Annotated in this window: 1 protein-coding gene and 1 pseudogene; both read right to left on the bottom strand. The window is 51.6% G+C overall.

Annotation, left to right across the window (positions count from 1 at the left end):
• Nucleotides 1-314 (bottom strand): annotated as a pseudogene (locus LAT75_RS15155) (hypothetical protein); the annotation flags it as partial.
• 341 nt (nt 315-655) lie between these two features.
• Nucleotides 656-4,645 (bottom strand): response regulator, encoded by a 3,990-nt coding sequence (locus LAT75_RS15150; RefSeq protein WP_291483606.1) that lies wholly within the window; start codon nt 4,643-4,645, stop codon nt 656-658.
• Nucleotides 4,646-5,201: the final 556 nt, after the last annotated feature.

The following is a 5,201-nucleotide window of genomic DNA, read 5'->3' as shown; positions in this document are numbered from 1 at the left end:
GTAACCCCGCTGGTGCAGGTAGTGGCAAAAGCGGCGTTGTTATCAGTCGCCCTGAGCATTTCGAGTCCCGCGCGGTCACGTTTGGTGAACTCAACAGGGTTGCCGTTAATGATAACGGTACCGGTTTCGCCTACCTGCGCATCGGGGCACATCACGGTTACGCCGTTATCGGCCAGGAAGAAGTTAGAAGGCGGTGCGTTCAAAATAGAATGCAGGTTATCGCCCCGACCTTCACCGCCGGAAAAATGTGCAAGGGAGACTTCAGGGATTAGTACTATAATGACGATAGCAAGTAGCAGTAGTTTTGTTTTCATAATGATCTGATGTTATTTCTGTATAAGAAGAGAAATCCTTATGCGAATGCGAACACTTCTGCCTTTCCTTCAGAAATGGTGACGGTACCATTCGCAGTTTTAAAGCGGTGTCCGATGATTCATTAACAGGGTTTTCCAGAAGGAGCGCAGCCTGAATCATCACCCCTAACATAGGCTTTATACCCCTTTTTGCTCTTCCCCATTTGTGTCAGAATTCTCCCCGTTTGTGTCAATAAATGAGGATTACTGCATTCCAGAGCGTCAGAAGGGCGTTTTTTGATAAAGTTGAAGGGCGCCTTTCTTTGGAATTGGGGGACGTCTGTCTCCCGCTTGAGGTCAGCCTATTTCATTTCTCCGGGCTTCACACCGAAGCGTTTTTCGAAGAGTTTTACGAACCAGCTCGTTTTCCGGAACCCTACGGATTCAGCCAGTTCATCAAGCGTTAGTTTGGGATTGGTGATTAGCAGCTGCCGCGCATACTGCAGCCTGATCTCTCGGATAAACTGAAGCGGGGGCATGCCGGATTCGGCTTTTATGGATCTGATGAGCGTGCTGCGGCTCATGTTCAGCGCAGTGGCAATGGTTTCCGTTTTTAGCTCTTCTACAGCAATATGTTCCCTGATGTAAGTTGCGGCACGTTCTGCATCCCCTTTAATTTGGGCTTCACTTTCCGGGTTCAGATTCAGCGAGACCCGGATTTCTTTACGGCTCGCATAGAAATTCAGTGCATTTTTTGCTCTCAGTAACAGTTCTTCCGCGTTGAAGGGCTTGGTGACGTAATCAACCACACCGGCCCGCAGCAGCTGCAGTTTGTCATCAATAAACGGCCTTGCAGTGAGGATGATCACGGGGATGTTCCGCAGGCGGGCATCCTGTTCGAGCTCACGCACAAATGCGTAGCCGTCCATGTTGGGCATCATCAGGTCAGAAATAATCAGGTCGGGCTCCGTAGTTTTGAGGATTTCGAGTGCCTCAATGCCATCCGAAGCCATGCGAATGTTGCCGGTCTGTTTAATGATTCCCGAAACATAGGCCTGCATATCGGCATTGTCTTCAACCAGTAAAATCTGACGGGTGATGGGTGAAGTTTCGTTGCTGAATTCAGAAACAAAATCAGCGGCTGCATCAGGAGCAGAGTGAAGGATGGCATCTTCCGGTAAACCGGGCTCAGCCGGCAGCTCACCCGTATATTCTGAAAGTTTGAAAGCAAAACAGCTGCCGGCTTTGTGGCTTGTTTCGAGGTACAAATCTCCCTCCATGGCGCGTGCGAGCGAGCGGCTGAGTTCCAGCCCTATGCCCATGCCTTCCTGATAGGGCACGTTCTCATTCCTCACCCGATGGAAGCGGTTGAAGATGGATTCGGCCTGATCATCCGGAATGCCCGGACCCGTATCCGTAACCCGGATGATGATTTCACTTTTTTCAGTGCCTGCTTTCAGGGTGATGAGGCCTTCTTTCGGGGTAAATTTGATGGCGTTGTAAATCAGGTTGTTGAGTACCGTTTCGAACTTATCCGGGTCGGCTGATATGAGGATGCTGTCGCTGAAAGTTTCAATCCGGAAAACCTGTTCTTTGGCATCGGTGAGCGAGCGGAAGCTTTCGGCAATCCGGCGGATGAGGGGGGCAGCACGGAGTATTTTCGGATTCAGCTGCAGCACCTTGTTATCCAGCCGGGTGACATCAATCACCTGATCTACCATGTCAGAAAGCCGCCTGATATTGCGCCTGATGATTTTCAGGCTGTGTTCTTTTTCGGCTTCGGGGCAGTTTGCCTGCCTGATTTTTTCAACCAATCCGCCGCTGATGGTGATCGGGGTGCGGAATTCATGGGCAATATTGGCAAAAAGCCGGGACCGTAAGGTCTGTTCTTCCTGAAGTTTTTCGGCCTGAGCTGAAATCAGGCTGCGGTCTTTTTCTGCTTCCTGTTTTTGGGCTTCAATTTCTTTGGTGCGCTCCGCAATGGTGTTTTCCAGTTTTTCTTTGTTTTTTTCGAGCGCGGCAGTACGCCAGCGCACCAGAGCCATCACGAGCAAACCAAACATGAGCAGGTAAACCAAATAGGCCTGCAGGGTCGCATACCAGGGCGGAGCTACGGAGAACGTAAAGGTGGCTTCCTCCCCCACACGTTCAAAAATATCGCGGGTACGGACACGGAAGGTGTATTCTCCGGCCGGAAGGTTGGTGTACTCCCGGCGGGTTTCATCGCTCCACTCAGACCATTCACGGTCGAACCCGGCGAGCTTGGTCTGAAACCGGCGATACAGTACCGGAAGATGAGAGGTGCTGCCCCAGTTGAACCGGATTTGCTCCCGCGAATGCTGAATCCGCGGTTCCAGGGTTCGGTGAATCGGCCCCGCCGGACCGCTAAGCAGGGAATCTGTGCCCAGGCTTACCCTGTTGATGATTGCGCTGCCGGTGCGGGGCATGTTTCCGAGTTTTGTGAGATCGAATCGGGCTGCCGTGAAGTCAGAGATCGTATAAAGCTCATTTTCTGAGGGCGCCACAAAACTGTGAATGTGCCGGTAGGGGCCGTGCCTGCGAAACGGGAGGTAGGTCCACGCATGAGGCGGCTCCGAGCTGAGGTCCAGAAAACCCAGCTGACGCCCGGTGAGGTCGATCCACAGCCGGTTGAAGTCGTCCTGAACCGTAGGCCAGGGTGTTTTGATGTGGAAATCAAAGGGCTTTGCGAAGGCATCATGCGGATGAAAGGTTTCGGTTTCTTCATGGAAGGCATAGGTTTGCAAACTCGTTGTGAAGAATACCTCCTCATTTACCCGGAATGTGTACAGGTAATTGCCGGGAGGAAGGCCGTCGGCTTCATCAAAACGGCGAACCTCCCGGACCGAAATCTGATCGCCCTCGCGGGTGTAGGTGATGCGGTATATGCCCCTGTTTCCGGTGCCTGCCCATAAGCGCCCCTGATGGTCTTCATGAATGGTATATGCGATGCCGTCAATTTCAAATTCATCGAGCTTTTGCTGAATGATGCCGTCAGGGCCCCGCCGGAAAAACCTGATCCGGTTCGATCCTATCACGAAAACCAAATCTTCATGAAAATCAGAAAACCCGATGTCGTACACGGTAGTGCGGTAAGGATGATGGATGCTGCCTTCATGATATTGCAGCAAACCCGCACTGCCTGCGGCAAACAGGGAGCTGCCGTCTGAACGGATGTTGACAATGCGGTTGGGCAGATCGGTCAGGGTTTGCCAGCTGTTCTGCCGGGCGTCCCATTTATAGAGTGCAGCACCTGCTGCGAAAAGCTCGTTACGATGCAGAACAAGGCTTCGGGCGTCGGGCGGTAGCTGTTGTTCCCCCGTGAGGGTGCGCATGGGAGAGGCGTATTCGATCAGGGACACCCCAAGGCCGCCGCCGGCCCAAATGTTGCCGCTGCTGTCCTCAAAGAGGAAGGATTTGCGGTTCGTGGGGAGACCGTGGGCTTCGGTCAGATGTACATCGGGGGTGCCGTCAGGGTTGAAAAAATGCAGACCACTGAGTTCATCGGTTAGTACAAAGGAACCGGCCCGGGTTCTCAATACCCGTGACCAGCTCTTGTCAGGAGAAAGCGGGGAGTCGCTTGCTGTGAAGGTGCCGGTTTCGGCATCATAAAAAATGAGATATCCGGTTTGGGTTACAAAGGTGAGGCCTTCGGCTGAATCAAATACGCCGATGGCATTCTGATTTCCGTCGGGTGTAATTAGCTCAAAGGGCGCAATGCCGTTTTCATCGCCGCGATAAAGCCCCTGATTGGCGGCATAAAACCAAAACGCCCCGCCTGCAATCTGAAGCCGCCCTAACTGATCTTCCGAGTCAAACAGCAAGCGTACACGGCTGCCGTCCCAGCTGAGAAGTTGTGTGGAATTTTTGAAAAGCAGCTTCCCGTTCCAGTAACGCATCATTCTGAAACGCTCTTTTATGATGTCGTCTGAGCCGAGATGCTCTTCTAAATCAACCGGCACAAATTCATTTTGCGCCGTAATATCCAGATAACCGAATGAGAAATCGGTGGTGTAGTACATTCTTTTTTCCTGCGGGTGCCACTTCAGGCTTATGGCGCCGCGGCTGTTCGGAAGCGGCACCCGATCCCAGCGGACGCCGTTCCAGATCTGAATGCCGTGTACATGGTTGCCGAAATAAATTACGCCGCGGTCATCTTCGGCGATATTATACGTTTGGGCCGTACCGGAGTAGAGGTCCCTGTGGTCGTAGCTGCTGATTACCGGGTATCCCGAAGGCAGATGCTGCCGCGCATCAGCAGCAGGCCCTGTTGTGAGCAGGGAAATCAGAAGCAGTCCAAAGAAGCTGTAAACAGTGCTGATATTGGGATTCAATGCTGGGATAATTACGTAGGCAACCTATAGTCCGGTAGGCTATTATAGAAAAAAAAGTTCATAGTATCTCAATAAATTAGTTTAACTACTTACGTATAAGTGTAGTGCTTAAAATGAGTTTTTAATGGTCTTACAGACCATATATTCTTGCTGAGTTAACCCGATGGTGAGGTTAGGTGACCATCCGGGCCCTTAGTTTCCGTAAAATGAGGGCTGCACTGGCGTAATTCGTAACAGCTTAACTTTTGGATAGAGTAATTGTAGCTTGTAAACAGCCTTCATAGGGGGCTGAAACGGTAACGGTTTTCAATAAAGCAAGGGAAATCCGGGCAAGAAATTGCGTTTACCGGACTCTGTGAATGGGTCATAAATTGAGCTCGGCTTTCACCGGAAAATAAAAAAGTGGCAGCCGTATCACAGCTGCCACTTTTGGTAAAGTAGGGGGGACCCTTCCCCCCGTTGGACTCGAAAAGTAATGTCTATTCAATGGTTGGCGGTCCCGGAGGTACGGGCGGGCCGATCAGCGGCGACATCATCACGACCATGGTAGTCAGGT

The organism is Cyclonatronum sp., assembly GCF_022565315.1.
GTDB lineage: Bacteria > Bacteroidota > Rhodothermia > Balneolales > Cyclonatronaceae > Cyclonatronum.
The sequence above is the reverse complement of the archived record's forward strand: the minus strand, read 5'-3'. Positions and strand labels throughout refer to the sequence as shown.